This window comes from Sphingomonas sp. UYP23 (genome assembly GCF_054059235.1).
Genome location: NZ_JBSSBX010000001.1, coordinates 4,480,562 through 4,500,072 on the forward strand (window position 1 = coordinate 4,480,562; position 19,511 = coordinate 4,500,072).

A 19,511-nucleotide genomic window follows, 5' to 3' on the forward strand; every position below is an offset into this window, starting at 1 on the left:
CCCGCTTATGACTGGGGCCAGCGCACCGCAGCGCTAGAAGTATCTGCGCAACCACGCTGCGTCGTGTGGGTAACCTTCTCGGCCTAAGGTTCGCGCTCGAAACAGTCTTCCACACGAAGTTTTCGATTGACCATTGCGAGCCAGACGACCGGCTTCCTTAGATCCGCGCCGCGGTCAGCCGGATCGACGCGGGCGTGAGCGCGTTCCCGTCGTCCGCGAATGCCTCGAGCATGACCGCCCCCGGCCGACCGGTGGATTGGACGATCAGCTGGGCAAGCCCGTTGAACAGCATGCGCTGCGGCACGGTGTCGCTTTCGAGGCTGTTGGGGTTGCCGTTGCCGACACCGATCAGTTTGCCCGCGCCCGACACGCGGAAGCGCAGCGCGTCGTTCGCGGTCGGGACTGCGCGACCGCGCGCGTCGAGCAGGTCGACCGTCAGCATCGCGACATCGCGCCCGTCCGCCGCGATCGTCGTCCGGTCGGCGGTCAGCCGCAGACGCTGCCCCCGCCCGGTCGTCTCGCGCCGCTCGCGCAGCATGATGCGGCCATCGCGACGACCGATCGCCTCGATCACCCCGGGCGCATAGGGCACTTGCCATTCGCCATGCTTCAGCCGCGGCATCGGCTTGCGGCCGAGGCTCTGCCCGTTGAGCAGCACTTCGATCTCGTCGAGGTTGGAATAGACCCAGACCGAGACCGGCTTGCCCTCCTGGCCCGCCCAATTCCAGTGCGGGAAGAGATGCAGGCTCGGTGCCTTGCCCCACCACGCCTTGTAGTAATAATAATAATCCTTGGGGAAACCGCACAGGTCGACGATCCCGAATTGCGAGGCGTTCGACGGCCACGAATAGGGCGTGGGTTCGCCGCGATAATCGAAGCCGGTCCAGGCGAACCCGCCGGCGAGCCAGTCGTGCGCGCCATATTGGCTCCACCATTGCTCGGGCGTCGTCCCCCAGCCGACCACGCCGTCGTAGGAACTCATCGTATGGCGCGCAGCATCGGTACGATATTCGCCGCGCGTCGCGATCGCGCTTGAGGTCTCCGATCCATAGATCGGGCGCTTCGGGAATTTCTTGTGGAACGGCTCGGGAAATTCGGGGTGATAGTTGAACCCGACGATATCGAGCGGCTCTGACACGCCCGCCTCGTTGTTCCAGTTGACCGCCGCGGTGACCGGTCGGGTCGGATCGAGGGCGTGGCAGCGGTCGACCATCGCCTGCGCGATCCGCGCGCCCTGCGGCGCGAGGGCGCCTTGCTGGAGAATATATTCCTCGTTGCCGATCGACCAGCCGATGATCGACGGCGAGTTGCGGAAGCGCTTCACCATCAGCTCGAGCTCGGCCATGCCGCTCGAGTTCGAGCTCAGCTGGCGCGTCTCGCACAAAAGCATCACGCCCATCCGGTCGCACGCCTCGACCCATTCGGGGGTCGGCATGTTGTGCGACGAGCGGACCGCATTGCAGCCCATGCCTTTCAGCACCTCGAGCCGGTAGGTCTGCAGTCGGTCGGGCAAGGCAGCGCCGACCCCGGCATGATCCTGATGGTTGCAGGTCCCCTGGATCTTGAGCGGAACGTCGTTAAGAAAGAAGCCGCGATCGGCATCGAAACGTGCACTGCGGATGCCGAAGCTGATGCGCTCGGCATCGCGCAGCGTGCCGTTCGCGACGACCTTGACCACCGCGGTGTAGAGATGCGGCGTCTCGAGTGACCACAGTGCTGGATCCACCACACGCGCGCTCGCACGGTAGCTCGCCGATCCGGCCGGCGCGATCGCCTGTGCGGGGGCCGTGGCGCGCGCGACGACAGCCCCTTGCGCATCGACGATCGTCCAGTCCAGCGCGGCATCGGCCGCCACGCGTCCGGCGTTCTCGACGATCGTCGACAGGTCGAGCATGGCCCCGCCCGCGCCGGGTGTCGCGCGCACCACCGTCTCCCACGCACCGAAATGCACCGGGTCGGTCTTGCGCAGCCAAACGTGGCGATAGAGGCCGGCACCTTCGTAGAACCAGCCGTCGCCGAAGCTTGCATCGACGCGGACCGCGATGGCGTTGGTCCCGCCATAGTCGAGAAAGTCGGTCAGATCGAAGGCAAACGGCGCGTATCCGTTGGTGTTGCGGCCGATGAAGCAGCCGTTGACGAACACCAGCACGTCGCGCATCGCGCCGTCGAATTCGATCGTGATACGCCGCCCGAGATCGCTCTTGGGTACCGCGAAGCTGCGCCGATACCAGCCGACGCTGGTGGCCGGATAGCGTCGCCCGAGCGGTCGATAGCCGTGCGAGCGGAGTTGCGCATCGCCCTCGCCCTTGTCGTCATCGACGAAGGGCAATTCGACCGCCCAATCATGCGGCAAATCGACCGTGCGCCACGCCTTGTCGTCGAAATCGGCCTTGGCAATCTTGATGATCCCGGTCTTCGAGAAATCGGCCTGGCCGAAGCCGAAATCGAAATCCTTGGTCGGATCGGTGCTGTGGCCGAGGGCGAAGCGCCAGCCCGTGTCGAACCGGAGGCGCTCGCGCGGTGCAAGCGCGGCTTGGACGTCAGCAGGCGCGCGTTCGTCGCCGGCTCGCGTCTGGCGCGCGCGCGCAGGCAGGATCGCCGCCGCGGTCGGCAGTGCAAGACCGGCGCCGACCATCGTCCGGCGTGTCAGGGTGGTCATCGTTTCAACTCCGGGCGGATGACGCGGCGCGGACGCCGCTCAGGAAATCGGCATGGCTCGGCAGCACCGCGGCGCCTTGGCGGATCACCCCGCGCATCCGCTGCAACTGCGCGCGGACCGCGCCCTCGGGCAATCCGTCGGCGAGCGGGTCGTGCCCGCGCGGCAGCGCGCCCTGGCCGAGCAGCACGGCAAGCCAGCTCGGCTCGCGGAACAGCTCGGACGGATCGAGGATCACCCGGGCGAGATTGTCGAAGATCGCGAGGCGCTGTGCCAGGCTGTCTGGCACCGCCATTGCGCGCGTGTGGCGCCAGAACGGGGAATCGTCACGCCGCGTCAGCTTGTAATGCAGGATCACGAAGTCGCGCACGGCCTCGATCTCGCTGCGCATCAGGCTGTTGTAGAGATCGATCTCGGGCGCGGCGAACCCGTTGCTCGGAAAGAGCGACATCAACGTCGCGATGCCGCGCTGGATCAGATGGATGCTGGTCGATTCGAGCGGCTCGATAAACCCCGAGGCAAGCCCTAGCGCGACGACGTTGCGGTTCCACGACAACCGTCGCCGGCCCGTGGTGAAGCGCAGATGCCGCGGCTCGGCCAGCGTCGGCGCATCGAGCGCGCCGAGCAATTGCGCAGTCGCCGCGTCCTCCCCGATAAAGCCGCTGGCATAGACGTGGCCGTTACCGGTGCGATGCTGGAGCGGGATCCGCCAGCGCCACCCTGCCGAGCCGGCCGTCGCGCGCGTGTACGGGGTCGGCGCTTCGGTCGTGGCGGTCGGCACCGCGATCGCGCGGTCCATCGGCAGCCAGTGCGACCAGTCGACATAGCCGGTTTGAAGGGCCTGCTCGATCAGCAGGCCGCGGAACCCCGAACAATCGATATACAGGTCTGCCCGGCAGACGCGCCCGTCGGCGAGCGTGAGGTCTTCGACAAAGCCCGTCTCGCCGTCGAGCCGCACATCGACGACGCGACCCTCGACATGCTGCACGCCCTGCCCGATCGCCAGCTCGCGCAGGAAATCGGCGTACAGAGCGGCATCGAACTGCAGCGCGTAGGAGATGTTCGACAGCACGCTGCGCGGGTCATCCGACGGCCGCGCGAATTTTCCTTCGCGCGCGGCGACCGCGGGCAACGAATACTCCGACCACGCCCCCTCACGCGTCCGCAGCCAGTGATGGTGGAAGGCGACCCCGCCGAGATCGGCGCCATAGCGTCCGAAGGGATGGAAGTAGCGCTCGCCGATCGCGCCCCAATCGCGGAACTCGATCCCCAATTTGTAGGTCGCCTGCGTCCGGCGGACGAGTTCGTCCTCGTCGATCCCGAGCAGCGCGTTGAATTGCAGGATCGGCGGGATGGTCGCCTCGCCGACCCCGACGGTGCCGATCTCGGGCGATTCGATCACCGTCACCGTGAGCCGATCCGCCGCGAAGTTGCGCACGAGCGCCGCCGCCGCCATCCAGCCCGCGGTGCCGCCACCGACGATGGCAACCGATCTGACCGGCCCGTCACGCATCACAGCTTGCTCCAAAAAAAGTGGCGGCGTGCCCGCTATGGGACACGACCGCCAGGAGGGGAGAGTCAGATGGCGGCGGCGTCAAGCGCCGACCGCGCCATCAATAGCGGACCTGCAGCCGGATCGAGACGCGGCGGTCGTTGATCTGGTAGTTGCGCAGGAGATTGGGATCGCCCTGATAGCTCTTGTTGACCGAGTCCGAGAGGTTCTGGCCGTCGAGCGTGATCGAGGCGTAGCGGTTGAGCTGATAGCCGATCGAGGCGTCGAGCGAGCCGTACGATTTGAAGTAGATCGGCAAGGTCGCCGCCCCGTTCTCGCTGACCGAGTCGAGGAACTTCGAGCGCCAGTTGTATGCAACGCGCGCGGTGACCCCGTATTTGTCGTAAAGCCCGATCAAATTGTAGCTTGTGCGCGACAGGTTGATCAGCGGCACCTTGAACTGCGTCTGCGACCCGACATTGCCCGAAGCGAGCGTGCCGGCGTCGCTGTCCGCCAGCGTGAAGTTCGCCGAAACGCCGAAGCCCGAAAGCGGCCCCGGCAGGAAGTCGAAGAACTTCTGCCCAGCGACTTCGAACCCCTGGACGAAGCCCTTGGTCACGTTGGTCACCGCGCTCACGTTGAACTGGACCGCCCCGACGCCGGCGATCGTCTGTGTCTGCAGCGAGGTCCGCGTATCGATGATGTCGCGCAGGTTCTTGCGGAACAGCGTGACCGAGACATAGCCCGTAGGCTCGAAATACCATTCCGCCGCGGCATCGAACGACGTCACCCGCTCTGGCTTGAGGTTCGGGTTACCCGCGACCGAGCCCGATCCCTGATAGGGGTTGGTCACGGCATTGTATGCGGCGCCCGAATTGACCGTCAGCGGCGTTCCGCTCGATCCGTTATAATTGGGCGAGAGCGTAAACGTCGGATTCAGCTGAGCGAAGGTCGGGCGGAAGATGTTCTTCGAGAAAGCGAACCGCGCCTGCAGCTTGGGCGTGACATGCAGCCGGACGTTCACGCTCGGCAGGAAGGTGTCGTAGCTGCGACCGCCACTATAAGGCTGCACCACCGAAGTGCTGGTCGAACCGGTCGCGCCCGCGGTGCGATAGGTCAGGATCTGGAAGCCGGAGGCCGATGCGTCGGTCTTGACGTAGCGCAGGCCGACATTGCCATCCACGTCCATCCCGGCGAGATGCGTGCCGAACGCCGCGCGCGCATAGGCCGAATAATCCTTCTCGCTGACCCGGCTGGTGGTCGATTGCGTCGGATCGTCGAGCGAGCCGAAGGCGGCATTCTGACCGCTGATCGCCTTGATATGCGCGAACGCCGAGTCCGGATGGAGCGCATCGTACAAATTCCATTGCAGGATCGGGCCGAACACCGCGTTCGAGCCACTCCCGCGCAGCAGCGTTGCCTGCCCCGGATTGTTCTCGACGACTTCGGGATGCGCCGAGACGAGGTAGCAGTTCGCTGCGGTCGAATAGCTTGCGCAGGTGCCGCCGATCGTCGTCCAGTTGTTGACGTTGGTGTCGCGGTTGATCGCAGTCTTGCTGCTGTAGCGGACGCCCGCGCTGAGCGACTTGAGGAAGCCGCCGTCGTCGAAATCCCAGGTCAGGTCGAGCCGCGGCGTATTGCCGATCGCCGAATTGCTGACGCGATCGGGCTGATAGGCGGTGAAGCCATAATTGGCGGTATTGGCAAAAAAGTTCGACGGCCCACCGGTGACCGGATCGGTCGCGAGTTGGGTCGGGAACTTGCCGCGATTGTCGAACGCGTAATTGTAGCTCTGGTTGAACAGCCCCGCGACGCCGCCGGACTTGGTGTACGGCGTGATGTAAAGATTGAGGGAGTCCTGCTTCACGGTCGAATCGATGTGCTGATAGTCGAACACCACCTTCAGCCGATCGGTGACCGACCATTTCACGCCAGTGGTGATGTCGGTCGTGCGCGTCTTGCGGTTCGACCCATAGGTGACCGACAGACCGCCCGGATTGGACAATGCCCCCGAGGTCGCGATCCCGTTGGCGACGGTATAGGTTCCGGTCGGCGCGGCGCCGTCGTCCGACGCGAAATAGGCGACGCCGGTGTCGGTGAACTTGTAGGTCGTGCTCAGGACCTGGGCATAGGCCTCGACAGTGTCGGCCGGGCGCCATTGCAGCACGCCCGAAATGCTCTGCCGCCGACGATCGCCCTGCGCGACGTTGAAGCCGCCGCCTTTCTGAACCTGGACGTTCTGGCCGGCAAAACCGGGCACGAGCGACGACTGCACCGGCGCGCCGCCCGGATCTGCGTTCGGGCCGTGGATGTTGTAAGGCTCGACCTGGTCTAGATCCTGACGGAAGAACGATCGCTGATACGAGCCGTTCACCAGCACGCCGATCTCGCCGAGGCCGGTATGCCAGCGATTGCTGTAGAGCGCGGAGCCGCCCCAGCCCTTCTTCTTGGCGAGATCATATTCGGTGCCCGAGACGGTCGCGGCGATGATCTGCCCCGGAGCGTCGAACGGCTTGCGCGTGCGCAGATCGATCGTGCCGCCGAGCGAGCCTTCGATCATCTCCGCCGAGGGATTCTTGAAGACGTCGACGCGTGACAGCAGGTCGGGCCCGACTTCGTCGAAGGCGAGACCGACCCGCCGTTCGCGGTGAAGATGTCGTGGCCATTGAGTTCGGTGCGCACTTCGCTGAGGCCACGGATCGCGACCGTGCTGCCTTCGCCGAGGTTACGCTGGATCTGGATGCCGGAGATGCGCTGGAGCGATTCGGCGATGTTGGTGTCGGGGAACTTGCCGATGTCCTGCGCGGTGATCGAATCGACGATCTGCTCGGAATTGCGCTTGATTGCCTGCGCCGAAGCGAGGCTCCCGCGCAGTCCGGTGACGACGATATCGGCCGGGTCCGCTTCGGGCGGCTGCGGCGCGGCGGTGGTTGGTGTTGCGGCCGGGCCGCTTGTCTGCGGCGGCGGGGTCGTCTGCGCCTGCGCCGCGGCGACACTCCAGATGCCGATCGCCAGCCCCGAGACACTCGCCAAAATCCGTACGCTGTCCCTCATCGAATCCCCTCCCTGATTGTCCTGTCTGGACTTGAGGATGAGATAGACGACATCATCACATATGAAAACAGAAATTTATAAGTGCTAAGCGATTGGCTTCTGGGTCGCCCAATTTGGACCTGTCGAGCGCGCATGCCGAACGGGTCGGGACAGCGCGAAGCTCCGACAGATGGGCGTTTTGGGATCGTGCGGGGCGATTGCGGGGGTAGGAACGCGGCCCCGATTCGCGGAGGTGCGCCGTTACTGGCGCCCGGGTTCGATCCCGGCCTTGGCGATGACAGCTTGCGCCGCGTCGGGCCATGCGCCGTTCGCAACCGTCACCGTGTCGATCTCGCGATTGTTCAGATACGGCGTCCACTGGCCGGTGCGTTTGCCACTATCGTGCCAGTTGCCGATCGCGAGATTGTCCATCGCGGTGCGCCGCGGTGCGAGCTGGTCCTGCGAATTCATGTTGAGCCAGACGGCGACGTTGCTGATCGCATTGTCGCGCAGCGTGACGTAGCGCGACCCCTCGTCGAGATAGAGCGCGATCCCGTCCTTGATATCGTAGATATGGTTTTCGGCGATGATCGCGCCAGGATAGGCCGAGAGATGATAGATCGCGCCGCCGTCGGGAAACCATTGCTTCACGTCATGGACGCGGTTCCCGACCACGACGGTATCGCGCAGCGTCGTGGGCGTGTCGTACACCAGATTGCCGGGCTGGTCGTAATAGCCGCGATCGGCGGTAAAATAGGCCGCATTGCCGCCGGGATCGTTCGCCCCCCAGCCCCAGCCGATATCGATCCCGTCATACGGTGCGGCGGACACGTCGTTATGCCAGATCACGGTCCCGCTGCCATAGGTAACGAGGATGGCGGCCTGCTCGCGATACTGCTGCGAGACGGTGCGCACCACATTGTTGCTGATCACAATGTCGCCCACCCCCATTGCGGGCTGCGACGGATGGTGTGCATCGGGCTGTACGCCCCCAACCATGATTGCCCCGCCGGCAAGATCGGTGAAGCGCGAACGGCGCACCTCGATCGCGCTCGTACCCAGGCCGATCCCGCTGGCATTGGCGTCGGGATTGTTGCCGATGCCGAGCGCGATCTGGCCGAGCTGGGTGAATTCGTCGTGATCGAACACGATCCGCGTCGCCGCAGCGACCTGGACCGCGGCAGGCTGCTGCCGCCAGCGGTTGCGCATCGCTTCGAAGCCGCGACAGCCCCATGAGCAATCGCGCACCGGATCTTCCGGATAGCCCGAAGGAACGATCCGCTCTGCTGGCTGGCATAACCTTCGGGGCCCGAGGGCAGCAGCCAGCTGGTGTGGCGAAAGCTCAGCCCGCGGAATTGCAGGTCCTTGATCGTCGCATCATAGCTGCCGGCGATCGACAGCAGCCGTTCGAGCCGCGGCAGCACCACGTCGAGCCGGGCCATATCCTCGCCGGCGGCCGGCTTGTAATAGAGCTTGCCCGCGGCGGGATCGGCATACCATTGGCCAGGCTCGCGCAGGAAAGCGAGCGCGTTGACGAAGAACAGCGCGGCATTGTCACCCCAGACCGAGCGCGCGAAGGTATCGTACCCGACCAGATTGTTGCGCCAGCCGGGCTGCTGCATGACGATGCGATCGCCGTCGATCCGCGCGACCATCGCGTGGCGATCGGTGAACCATCCCGTCGCCTCGACTTCGACCCGCGTCTGATCGGGGAGTCTGGCGAGCGACCGCCAGGCCGGATCAACGATCTCGATCCCGCTCTTGTCGAAGCGGAAGGCTGTGCGCGGCGCGCGAACCGCAGCGCGCGGCGCCATGTGGCCGCCGACCCAGAGCTGGCGCGGATCGACCCCGTGGGGAATGTCGGCCACCCAGATACCGCGCTTGCGATCGGCCAGCGTCCAGCCTGTCACCGGCGTCCCGCCCGAAACGACCGGATGCGCGCCCGGCGCCGCTTCCCAGCGCACGGTGAACCCCCGTTGCCCGCCATCCGCCGCCGTGAAGCGCAGCGGCGCTTTCAACCGATAGACTCCGTCAGCCAGCTGCACGGTCACGTCATGGTCCCCGTTGAGCCGCCGGACCGTGTCCTGCGCGCGCGCCAGCGTAGCGAACGGCCTGGCCGCGCTGCCGTCGCCGTCGTCCGACCCGCTTGGCGAGACCGCCAGCACGATCGGCACAGGCGCGGGGCGGCTCGAAATATGGATGGCGCCCGCGCTCTGCGCCTTGCTGACCGCGGGCGGCGTATAGGTGGGGATCGCAACGGGCGGGGCAAGCTGGGCTGCCCCCGGAGCGGCGAAGGCCAGCAATGAGACGCCGATGGCACGCGAAAGAGGACCGTTCCGCACCATTCTTCTCCCGCTACCGATGGCCGTACGCCCGCTGCCGACCGCCCCGTCCTGCCCGGTCGCTCATCCGCTGGGGGGGGGGGCGTGGGCTTGACGGATCCGGCCCGACCGGGCGATCAGTTGACACAGCCAAGCGGCATTGCAAAGGGTTGCCATGTCCACGCCACCGTCTCGCACCGTCTCGCTCTCGCCCGAGCTCGACCAGTTCATCGAAGCGCGCGTCGCGCAGGGTGACTATGCTACGGCCGACGATGCGGTGCGCGCAGCGGTAAGTCTGCTGCGCGCTGGGCGCTCCCCCGGCGTGAACTCGGCAACCCCCTGGCTGATCGGCGGCGGCGCCTGCGGTGCGCTGATCCGCGCGCGCGACTGGTCGGGCACGTCGCTCGGCAGCCTCGCCACCTGGCCCGCGGCGCTGCGCGCGACGGTCAACAACATCGTCAATTCGCCGGTCGCCAAGGTCGTCATGTGGGGCCGCGAGCCGGTCATGCTCTATAATGACGGCTATAGCGCGATCGCCGGCGACAACCATCCGCGTGCGCTGGGTGGCAGGGTGCGCGAGATCTGGCCCGAGATCTGGGATTTCAACCGCGAGATCCTGGCAGCCGGATTTCGCGGCGAGGTTCAAGCGCTCCGCGACCAGACGATGGTGCTCCATCGCTACGGCGCACCCGAAGCGGTGGTGTTCGATCTGTTCTACACCCCGGTCTATGACGACGCCGGCCAGGTCGGCGGGGTGATGTGCACCGTCATCGAGAATACCGAGAAGGTCGCGGCACAGCGTCTGCTCGCCTGGCGCGAAGCCGAGCTGCGCACGATCACCGACGCGATGCCGATCCTCATCTCCTATATCGATCGCGACCAGATCTATCGCTTCGCCAACAGCTATTACGAAGCCTGGACCGGCAGGCCCCGCAGCGAGATCATCGGCCGGTCGGTCCGCCAAGTGATGGGCGACAAGCTCTACCGCAGACGCGCTCCGCTGATCGAACGCGCGCTCGCCGGCGAAGATATCACCGTCGACGACGCGATGCCGCATGCCGATGGCGCCCGGCGCGCCGAAATCCGCTATATCCCGCGCGTCGAGGCCGACGGTTCAGTGCCGGGCTTCCACGTCATGGTGTTCGACATCGAGGACCGCGTCCGCCGCGCCGAGGCGCTCGAACGCGAAGCCGCGCACCGTGCACGCGCCGAGGCGGAGCTGCGTCACCTCAACGAGACGCTCGAGGCGCGCGTCATTCAGGAGATCGAGGAACGTCGCCAGACCGAGGCGGTGCTCGCCCAATCGCAGAAGATGGAGACGATCGGCAAACTCACGGGCGGCGTGGCGCACGATTTCAACAATCTGCTGCAAGTCGTCTCGGGCAATCTCCAGCTGCTTGCCTTCGATGTCGCGGGCAACGCGCGCGCGGAAAAACGCGTCACCAATGCGATGGCGGGCGTGTCGCGCGGTGCCAAGCTCGCCGCGCAGCTGCTCGCCTTCGGCCGCCGACAGGCGCTCGAGCCCAAGGTCATCAATGTCACCCGCTTCGTGCGCGGGATGGACGACATGCTGCGCCGCGCGATCGGCGAAGCGATCGAGATCGAGACGATCGTCGGCGGCGGGCTCTGGAACACTTTCGTCGATCCAGCGCAGATTGAGAATGCGTTGCTCAACCTCGCGATCAACGCGCGCGACGCTATGGATGGCCAGGGCAAGCTCACGATCGAGCTCGGCAATGCCAGCCTCGACGACGCCTATGCCCGCATCCATTCGGAAGTCACGCCCGGCCAATATGTCATGCTCGCGGTGAGCGACACCGGCACCGGCATGGCCCCCGAGATCATCGACAAGGTGTTCGAGCCGTTCTTCTCGACCAAGAGCGAAGGCAAGGGATCGGGGCTCGGCCTGTCGATGGTGTACGGTCTGGTCAAACAGTCGGGCGGGCATGTCGCGATCTATTCCGAGCTTGGCGAGGGCACGACGATCAAGCTGTATCTCCCGCGCGCGGCCGCAGCGGAGGATCTCGAGGTCGAGACCACCGCCGGGCCGATCGTTGGTGGGACCGAGACCGTCTTGGTGGTCGAGGATGATGACGAAGTCCGCGCCACCGTCGTCGAGCTGCTCGGCGAGCTCGGCTATCAGGTGCTCAAGGCGGTCGATGCCGGCAGTGCGCTGAGCGTGATCGAGAGCGGCATCCCGATCGACATGCTGTTCACCGACGTCGTCATGCCCGGCACGTTGAAGAGCCCCGAACTCGCCCGACGCGCGCGCGAACGGCTGCCCGAGCTCGCCGTATTGTTCACCTCGGGCTATACCGAGAATTCGATCGTCCACGGCGGCAAGCTCGATGCCGGGGTCGACCTGCTCTCGAAGCCCTATACGCGCGAGGCGCTCGCGCGGAAGTTCGAGCAGGTGCTGGCCGGACAGCGCGCACGTCGCGCTCCCGCAGCACTGCCGTCCGCCGATCCGGCATCCTCGGCGCGGCCGATGGCGTTGCTGGTCGAGGACGATGCCCTGATCCGCGCCGATACCGCGGCAATGCTAGAGGCGACCGGCATCGGCGTGGTCGAGGCGGCGAGCGCGGAGGATGCGACGATGGCGTTGCAGACCGCGGCGATCGACGTGCTGGTGACCGACGTCAACCTGCCGGGAATGGACGGCCCCGACTTCGCCGCGCGCGCCCGCGCGCTGCGGCCGCAGATCGGGATCGTGTTCGCCACCGGCGACGCGGCCGCCGTGGCGGACCTTGCCGACGCGCGCACGATCGTGCTCGCCAAGCCGTACGACCGCGAGGCGCTGACGCGCGCGGTGCGCGTCGCGCTCGGGCGACCCGACGCCATCGCGGCTAGCGATAGCGTCCCATCGTCACCTTCAGCACCTGCGGATGCGCGACCAGATTGAGCCCGTAATCGGTCTGGTCGCCGTTCCAGACCCGTTTCATCACCCAGCGCCCCTTGTCGAACCGTCCCTCCTCGACGCGGACGACGATCCCGTTCGCCGGGGTGCCGGGGGCACCCGCGAAGGAAACGCGGACATGGTCGCCCATCACCAGGAATTCGTCCGCCGAAAGTTGCGCGACCGCGACGCCGCCGACCGGCTGCTTGTCCCACGGCGGCGCATCGCCCTTGAGCCACTCCCAATCCTTCATGCCGAACTGCCATTCGCCCCACGCGGCGGTGATCGTCCAGTCGCCCATCCGCGTCGATTGCTTGGCACCGTCGTCGGGCTTGGCGGCGCCCCAGGTCGGTTTCTCGAAGGCGATCTTCGCCCAGTCGCGCAGCATCGATCCGACCGCGGCGTAGGGCAGCGCGAAGGCGTCGAGCGTCGTCGCCGAAAGATCGGCCGCGCCGAGCGGGTAATTGGCATAGCCCGTATCGTCCATGCCGAACGGCGCGAAGCCGATCGCCCCGCGGCCGAGCGTCGGCCAGAAGAAGCGCGCGAAATCGCGCGTATTGCCCATTTCGGGGACCATCAGTGCATTGTCGGCGCGGGCGTATTGATCGAGATACTTGATCACGTTGCCGCTGGTCTTGTCGTAAATGTCGGGGGCCTGGAGATCGATCGCGGGCGCTGCGGCCTTCCAGATGTCGAGCACATCCTGCTGTGGCCCGCCGCTCGCCACGCCGTAGGGATCGGGGACGTTCGACGGGCCCGAGAGCGAGGCGTTGACGTCCATCGGCAGCGGCTTGACCGCCTTGCCCGCCGCGGCGATCGCGTTGACATAGCTGCCGACATACCAGGTGTTGAACGCCCGGTCGGCCTGCGCGCCGAACGCCGCGCTCCAGCTGCCGGTCTTGTGCACCCGCTTCGCCAGCGCGGCGGGGATCGGCTTGGCGAACAGCGCATCGGCGCTCGCCGAGAAGTCGCGCGGGTTCTTGTAGCTGCCGGTCTCATTCTCGACCTGCACCATGATGACGGTATTCTGCGGATCGTGATCGCGCAGATAGGTCATCAGTTGAACGAAAGCGCGCTTGTCAGCGGCGAGCGTCGCTGCGCCGTGCGCGCTGAGCACGCCGTGATCCTTGCCATCCTTGGTCTTCATCCGCGGGAAGCGGCGATTGTCGAGCTTGACCCAATCGGGGGTGTAGGAGAACGACGTGTTCTTCCACGTCCCGAACCACAGCAGGACGACGCGCTTGTCGTGGCTGCGCGCCTGGTCGAGCAGGGTCTGCAGGAAGCTGAAGTCGAAGCTGCCCTCCTTCGGCTCGACCTGCTCCCACGCGATCGGCACCTCGACGGTATTGGCGCCGATCCGGTCGAGCACCGGCCACGCCATCGCCAGCGGCTCGGCATAGTTGCTCGAATTGTTGACCTGCGCGCCGAGCATGAAGAACGGCGCACCGTCGACGATCAGCGCGTGGCGGCCGTTGCGGCTCTCGATCCGCGGCAGCTCGTGCGATGCCTGCGCCGAAGCCGCTGAGCAGCCGGCAAACAGCAGGCCGGTCGACAACAGCGCCGCGATCGAGCCGCGACGGGGGTTGGTGCTGCGCATCATCATTCTCCAAACATCTCTCAAAACGGTCCGACGCAGGCGGCTCAGCCGCGCGCGGGCTCGAGCGTCACCAGCACGACGTCATTGGTGTCGAGCGGCACGGTGGCGGCGTAGCGCCCGCCCGCGCCGACCTGCACGACGCGGTCCTGCTCGGGCTTGTCCTGCGTCACCGCCTGCAACTGCGCGACTTGCGCCGCGCTCAGCGCATTGGGCAGGCCCATGTCGATATAGGCCGAATAGGCATCGTTATGGCGATAGCCGGTCCGATAGGTCCGCAGCCGATAGCGGCCGGGAGCGAGGCCGGCGAACTGCACCGCGGCGGGCGCTTGGTGCTCCGTCGGGACCAGCTTGGTGTAGAACGGCCGGTTGCTGACCTTTTGGTCGGGCTGGTGCCAGTCCCACACCACGACACTCGTGCGCCGCCCCTCGGTGGCCGCCCAGCTGTTGGCGTCGACCGTCGGCACGGCCTTGCCGCGCAGCGCGTTGAGATATTTGTAGGCGAACCAGGCGGGCTTGCGGATGCCCTGCGGGTTCATCAGGCCAAAGCCCCCCTGGAACGGCGCGGTCGGTGGACCCGGTTCCTCGAACAGATCGCTATAGGTCCAATAGCTCATGCCCTGGACGCTGCCCTCGACCGCCTTCAATTTGCTCAGGATATAGGGCGCGCTGACATAGCTGTCGTGGACCGGGTCGCGGGGGGTGTAGCTCGTGCTCCACTCGGTGAAAAAGAGCGGCAGTTTCGGAAAGGGCGATGCCGCGATCTCGGCGCGGACCTTGCGGACGTCAGCGATGATCGCATCGGGCGCGGGCGAGAGCTTGGTGTCGCTCTTGCCCTGTTCGTCGAGGAAACCGCCCTCGACGCCATAGGTGTGGGTGGTGACGAAATCGACCGGCGCGCCGCTCTTGGCGACATGCTCGAGAAATTCGGGCACCCAGGCCGCGCCCGCCGTCGACGGACCGCCGACGCGAAGCGCGGGATCGACCTTCTTCAGGGTGCGCGCGGTGACGTCGTACAATTCGAAATAGGCCGGCTTGTCGGCCTTCTCCCAGAAGCCGTCGAGGTTGGGCTCGTTCCACACCTCGAAATACCAGCTGCGGACTTCGGCGGCGCCATACCGCTGTTGCAGGTGCCGCGCGAAAGCATCGATCAGCGCTGCCCAGCCGTCGAGCCGCGGATGTGACGTGTTGCCCTTCCAATAGAAGATCGTCAGATCCGAGGTCTTGAGCGCGTCCGGGGTAAAGCCGAGCTCGACGAACGGCTTGATGTGCCGCCGCAGCATATCGTCATACAGGCGGTCGATGCCAGTCCAGTCATACACCGTCCGCCCGTTCTCGACGCGCACCGTCTTGAGCACATCGTGGAAAATCGCGTGGAAACGAAGGTAGCGAAAACCGAGCTCGTCGGTCGCGGTCTTGAGCTGCGCCTGGCTGTCGGCGCGCATCAGCGTGCCGGGATAATCCGATCCGACCGACAGATCGTAGAAGCGGTCGACGGGTCCTTGCGCCTTCGCGACATCGACGCTGACGACCCGCTCCGGGGCAGCGAGCGCGGGTTGCGCCGCGACCGTTGCGGCGAGCATCGCCAGACCCACAATAGCCGGCGTAACGCTTATATCTTTTCGCATCGGATCCCCTCGCTCATGGCGCTATCGTATTCCTGAAGCCGCATAGGCGCTTACCGAACGCATGAAAACTCATGTTTATAAGCGCAAACCAGCTTTAGGATGTGCGGTGATTCGGGACGCGACTGTGCCCCGAAGCCGCACGCAGCTTGCATTGAAGAGAATTCTATTGCACCTGTGAAATCCATTGTCACGGTCGTAATGCCGGAGAGGACGCGTACATCATGCCCACTTTCAGCAAGCGCGAGCTATTGTACGGTCCGCTCGCCGCGCTCGGCGCCGGTGCGCTTAGCCGGGTCGTTCCCGCGGCAGCAGCAGCCCCAAGCAGCGCGGCAGGTTCGCTTCGCAAAGGCAAATTCAACGCGACGCACGAATCGCTGTCGACCTACACCACGCCCGACTGGTTCAAGGACGCGAAGTTCGGAATCTGGGCGCATTGGGGCCCGCAGGCCGTCCCTGCGCGCGGCGACTGGTACGCGCGCTGGATGTATGTCCCGGGCCACCCGCATTACGACCATCATCTCAAGACTTACGGCCATCCGTCCGAAAAGGGCTACAAGGACATCATTCCGCTCTGGAAGGCGGAGCGTTGGGAGCCCGACGCGCTGATGGCGCGCTACGCCAAGGCCGGCGCGAAATATTTCGTGTCGATGGGCGTGCATCACGACAATTTCGACCTGTGGGATTCGAAGCACAACCGCTGGAATGCGGTCGCGATGGGCCCGAAGCGTGACGTTGTCGGAACGTGGCAGACCGCCGCCAAGCGTCAGGGCCTGCGCTTCGGCGTCTCCGAGCATCTGGGCGCGAGCCATAACTGGTGGTATCCCAACCATGGCTTCGACCAGTTCTGGCCCAAGCTCGGCATTCCCTATGATGGCGCCAATCCCGCCTATGCCGATCTCTATCACAACAATCGCACCGAGCCGTTCATTGACACCAAGGCGAGCTGGTACACCACCGACCCGGCCTATCATCAGATGTGGCTCAAGCGCATCACCGACCTGATCGACGGCTATCAGCCCGATCTGCTCTATTCGACGGCGGCCTGCCGTTCGGTGAAGTCGGGCGCAGCATGGTCGCGCACCTCTACAACACCAGCATCGCGCGCACCGGGCGGCTCGAGGCGGTGTACAATTGCAAGGATGCCGGCACCGGCGAGTTCTTCAATGAGGGCATGGTGCAGGACGTCGTGCGCGGCGTGCTCAAGGGGATCAATCCGCTCCCCTGGCAGACCGATACCTCGAACGGCGACTGGTTCTACAACGAGACCGAGACGTACAAGACGTCGAACCAGATCGTCACGATGCTCGCCGACATCGTCAGCAAGAACGGCAACATGCTGCTCAACGTCGTGTTGAGCGGCGACGGGTCACTGCCGCCCGAGTCCGACGGCCTGCTGACCGATCTCGCCGCCTGGATGGCCGTCAATGGCGAGGCGATCCACGGGACGCGCCCCTGGACGGTCTATGGCGAGGGGCCGACCGAGGCAGTCGAGGGCATGTTCAAGGAGAAGGCGGACTATTCGCCGCGCGACGTCCGCTTCACGACCAAGGGCAAGACGCTCTACGCGATCACGCTGGGCGAACCGCGCGGGACGACCGAGATCGCGTCGCTGCGCAGCGGGTCGCCGCAGGCGCGCGGGCGTGTGGTCGGGGTCGATCTGCTCGGCGCCGGGCCGGTGCGCTTCCGGCAGACCGCCACGGCGCTGTCGATCGACGTTCCCGCGCGGCTCCCGACGCGGCATGCCAGCGTCTTCCGGATCCACCAGGCCTGACGCCCCCATTCGATACGCGATACGAAGGACCACCCATGCATCGTCGCCCTGCCCGCCTCGCCGGTATCGCGCTCGCGCTCGCCATCTCCGCCGGTATAATGCCGAACGCGACCACCTCCCCAGCGCGCGCGCAGAGCGCGGCCGGCCATCCGGAATGGCCCGGCGAGGGCGCGCTGTTCGTCGGCACCTGCTATCAGCCCGTTGACCGCAGCCCCGAACAGATCCGCCAGGATATCGCGATCATGAAGGGCGCGGGGATGACGATGGTGCGGATGGGCGACCTGTCGTGGGATTCGTTCGAGCCCGAGGAAGGCCGCTTCACCTTCGAATGGTTCGACAACGTGATCGCACAGATGCATGCCGCCGGGATCCGCGTGATCGTCGATATCCCCGGCCAGCCCGCGCCGATCTGGCTGCACAAGAAGTATCCCGGGGTCGATATCGTCAATCAGGACGGCGTGCGGATCAACGCGGCGAGCCGCTATTGGGACAATATCAGCGATCCCGACTATCGCCGCCTCGCGACGCGGCTCGCGCAGAAGATGATGCAGCGCTACGCGCACAATCCGGCGGTGATCGCGCTCGGCTATGACAATGAGATCGGCAATGGGCACATGTCCTACTCGCCCGCCGATCGGACGCGCTTCGTGGGCTGGCTCAAGCGGCGCTACGGGTCGATCGAGGCGCTTAACAAGGCCTGGGCGACGCAGCGCTGGTCGCGCCGGATCAATACGTGGGACGAGGTCGATATCCCGTACGAGCGCGGCCCCGGCCCGAACGAGCGCTATCTCGACCTCCACCGCTATTGGTCCGACGACACCGTCGGCGCGCTCGAAGAGTTGGAAGCGGTGCGCAAGCACTACGCCCCCAATCTGCCCGTCGCTTCGAACTTCTGGCCCAATGCCGGGACCAAGGGGTTCGACTATCTGCGGGCGTGGGACAAGATTTCGACCTATGGCGCGCAAGGCTTCTATCCGGGCGACCCGGTCAGCGCCGCGGTCGATGTGATGTCGAATCGTGCTGGCCACGACACGCCGGTATGGTTCAACGAATTCACCGCCGGCGGCGGCGGCTATTACGGCACGCCCGGGCGATCGCGGATGTGGGCCTATTTCGGGCTGCTCTATTACACGCAGAGTTTCCTCGCCTGGACCTTCAACTCGCACAGCGGCGGCGAGGAGCAGGCGCTGTTCGGGCTGGTCGACCATGACGGCCGGGCATCGTGGAAGGTCGGTGAATTCGCACAGATCGCGCGCGAGTTCGAGACGCTCAAGACGCTCGGCTTCCCGCGCTACGATCCGCCGCAGGTCGCGGTGAACTTTTCGTACCAGAGCTATTGGCTGACCAACCCGCCCCCCGGCCCCAACACGATGCAGGAATATTACAAGGGCGATTACAGCAAGTTCGAGCAGGCGGCGTATCGCCCGCTGTTCGAGGACAATATCGACGCCGCGGTGATCGATTTCGGCCACGATTCGCTCGACAAGTACAAGCTCGCGATCCTGCCCAGCGCCTATGTGATGGACGCGCCGACCGCGGCGGCGGTGCGGAAATATGTCGCAGGTGGCGGTACCGTCATCATGACCGGCTATTCGGCCAAGGTCGACGAGACGGGCAAATGGTTCGAGACCCCCCTGCCTGGCCGGCTCGGCGACGTGTTCGGCGTGCGCACCAACGCCTTCTATCGCGCCGAGCAACCGCTCAAGGTGAGCTTCAACGGCGCCACGCTGACCGGCAGCGATCCCTATTACGAGATTCTCGAGCCGAGCACCGCGACGCCGCTCGCGACCTTCGCCAACACGCCGCAGAAGAGCCCGGCGATCACGATCAACCATTATGGCAAGGGCCAGGCGATCTATGTCGCGACCGCGCCGCAGTCGGAGCTGATGGGTCCGCTGGTGCGCTCGCTCAACCCGTCGCTCGGCATCAAGCCTGGCCCGAAGACCCCCGCCGGGGTCGTAGCACGCGTGGTCGACGGCCGGACGCTCTACGTCAATACGACGCAGGCGCCGGTCAGCGTCTCGTTCGGTGGCACGAAGCGCGGACTGCTGTCGAAGCAGGCCTATGCCGGCACGCTGCCGTTGGCGCCGTATGGCGTCGAGCTCGTTCAGTGACGCGGC

Annotated in this window: 11 protein-coding genes and 1 pseudogene; 4 read left to right on the forward strand and 8 right to left on the reverse strand. The window is 65.7% G+C overall.

Annotated features, from left to right (window positions below):
- Positions 1-157: 157 nt before the first annotated feature.
- From galA to ACVWYO_RS22085, 6 genes are all read right to left on the reverse strand, one after another.
- Complete coding sequence (gene galA, locus ACVWYO_RS22060) at positions 158-2,659, reverse strand: beta-galactosidase GalA (protein ID WP_457354485.1); 2,502 nt, start codon at positions 2,657-2,659, stop codon at positions 158-160.
- Positions 2,660-2,663: 4 nt separating this feature from the next.
- A complete protein-coding gene (locus ACVWYO_RS22065) occupies positions 2,664-4,169 on the reverse strand; it encodes a tryptophan halogenase family protein (RefSeq protein ID WP_457354487.1) in 1,506 nt (501 codons plus the stop codon).
- 100 nt (positions 4,170-4,269) lie between these two features.
- Positions 4,270-6,750 (reverse strand): TonB-dependent receptor, encoded by a 2,481-nt coding sequence (locus ACVWYO_RS22070; RefSeq protein WP_457355116.1) that lies wholly within the window; start codon positions 6,748-6,750, stop codon positions 4,270-4,272.
- Complete coding sequence (locus ACVWYO_RS22075; protein ID WP_457354489.1) at positions 6,705-7,202, reverse strand: TonB-dependent receptor plug domain-containing protein; 498 nt, start codon at positions 7,200-7,202, stop codon at positions 6,705-6,707. The genes ACVWYO_RS22070 and ACVWYO_RS22075 overlap by 46 nt, the downstream gene beginning before the upstream one ends.
- 240 nt (positions 7,203-7,442) lie before the next feature.
- The gene (locus ACVWYO_RS22080) at positions 7,443-8,114 is read right to left on the reverse strand and encodes a hypothetical protein (RefSeq protein WP_457354491.1); all 672 of its coding nucleotides are present in this window, start codon (positions 8,112-8,114) and stop codon (positions 7,443-7,445) included.
- A complete protein-coding gene (locus ACVWYO_RS22085) occupies positions 8,111-9,523 on the reverse strand; it encodes a hypothetical protein (RefSeq protein ID WP_457354493.1) in 1,413 nt (470 codons plus the stop codon). The genes ACVWYO_RS22080 and ACVWYO_RS22085 overlap by 4 nt, the downstream gene beginning before the upstream one ends.
- Positions 9,524-9,677: 154 nt before the next feature.
- On the opposite strand from ACVWYO_RS22085, the gene ACVWYO_RS22090 reads away from it, so the two are divergent.
- On the forward strand, positions 9,678-12,404 hold the full coding sequence (locus ACVWYO_RS22090; RefSeq protein ID WP_457354495.1) for a response regulator: 2,727 nt from the start codon (positions 9,678-9,680) through the stop codon (positions 12,402-12,404).
- Here ACVWYO_RS22090 and ACVWYO_RS22095 read toward each other — a convergent pair.
- Both ACVWYO_RS22095 and ACVWYO_RS22100 read right to left on the reverse strand, forming a co-directional pair.
- A complete protein-coding gene (locus tag ACVWYO_RS22095; RefSeq protein WP_457354497.1) occupies positions 12,349-13,995 on the reverse strand; it encodes a DUF5597 domain-containing protein in 1,647 nt (548 codons plus the stop codon). The genes ACVWYO_RS22090 and ACVWYO_RS22095 overlap by 56 nt on opposite strands.
- A 44-nt stretch (positions 13,996-14,039) precedes the next feature.
- Positions 14,040-15,620, reverse strand: coding sequence for a GH39 family glycosyl hydrolase (locus ACVWYO_RS22100; RefSeq protein ID WP_457354499.1), 1,581 nt, complete (start codon positions 15,618-15,620; stop codon positions 14,040-14,042).
- A 221-nt stretch (positions 15,621-15,841) separates the two neighbouring features.
- Between ACVWYO_RS22100 and ACVWYO_RS22105 the strand changes: the two are divergent.
- The 3 genes and pseudogenes from ACVWYO_RS22105 to ACVWYO_RS22115 all read left to right on the forward strand — a co-directional run.
- Positions 15,842-16,633, forward strand: a pseudogene (locus tag ACVWYO_RS22105) (alpha-L-fucosidase); the annotation flags it as partial.
- Positions 16,634-16,689: 56 nt separating this feature from the next.
- Complete coding sequence (locus ACVWYO_RS22110) at positions 16,690-17,391, forward strand: alpha-L-fucosidase (RefSeq protein ID WP_457354501.1); 702 nt, start codon at positions 16,690-16,692, stop codon at positions 17,389-17,391.
- A gap of 35 nt (positions 17,392-17,426) precedes the next feature.
- Positions 17,427-19,505, forward strand: a complete 2,079-nt coding sequence (locus tag ACVWYO_RS22115) for a beta-galactosidase (RefSeq protein WP_457354503.1) — start codon at positions 17,427-17,429, stop codon at positions 19,503-19,505.
- Positions 19,506-19,511: the final 6 nt, after the last annotated feature.

Bases quoted from the DNA above. Each gene is read 5' to 3' on its own strand.
- ACVWYO_RS22095 (WP_457354497.1), bottom strand. From the start codon at position 13,995: ATGCGCAGCACCAACCCCCGTCGCGGCTCGATCGCGGCGCTGTTGTCG.
- ACVWYO_RS22065 (WP_457354487.1), bottom strand. From the start codon at position 4,169: ATGCGTGACGGGCCGGTCAGATCGGTTGCCATCGTCGGTGGCGGCACC.
- ACVWYO_RS22110 (WP_457354501.1), top strand. From the start codon at position 16,690: ATGGTCGCGCACCTCTACAACACCAGCATCGCGCGCACCGGGCGGCTC.
- ACVWYO_RS22075 (WP_457354489.1), bottom strand. From the start codon at position 7,202: ATGAGGGACAGCGTACGGATTTTGGCGAGTGTCTCGGGGCTGGCGATC.
- ACVWYO_RS22115 (WP_457354503.1), top strand. From the start codon at position 17,427: ATGCATCGTCGCCCTGCCCGCCTCGCCGGTATCGCGCTCGCGCTCGCC.
- ACVWYO_RS22090 (WP_457354495.1), top strand. From the start codon at position 9,678: ATGTCCACGCCACCGTCTCGCACCGTCTCGCTCTCGCCCGAGCTCGAC.
- ACVWYO_RS22100 (WP_457354499.1), bottom strand. From the start codon at position 15,620: ATGCGAAAAGATATAAGCGTTACGCCGGCTATTGTGGGTCTGGCGATG.
- galA (WP_457354485.1), bottom strand. From the start codon at position 2,659: ATGACCACCCTGACACGCCGGACGATGGTCGGCGCCGGTCTTGCACTG.